Here is a 276-nt window from a genome sequence, read left to right on the forward strand (position 1 = left end):
GTCTCTGCCATCAGCACGCTGTTTATCTTAAGTTTGATATCCGTGGTTTCTAATAAGGTATCCATGTCAGCGAGCAGCTGAGGTAAGGTATTAAAGCCAGTCATCTTATGAAAGGTGGCTGCATCAAAGCTGTCCATGCTGATGTTGAGCTGATTAAGACCAGCGGCTTGCCAACTGGCTAAGTGTTTACCAAGTTTATAACCGTTACTGGTCATGGCAACGGTTTCTATGCCTTCGGTTTGTTTAATGGTTTGAATAATCTCGACCACGTCACGG

Annotated in this window: 1 pseudogene; it reads right to left on the reverse strand. The window is 44.6% G+C overall.

Annotated elements, in window-relative coordinates:
* A pseudogene (locus tag AAEZ08_RS22890) lies at positions 1-276 on the reverse strand (hypothetical protein); the annotation flags it as partial.

The organism is Pseudomonas sp. E45-MNA-CIBAN-0222, assembly GCF_040310405.1.
Lineage (GTDB): Bacteria > Pseudomonadota > Gammaproteobacteria > Pseudomonadales > Pseudomonadaceae > Stutzerimonas > Stutzerimonas stutzeri_AC.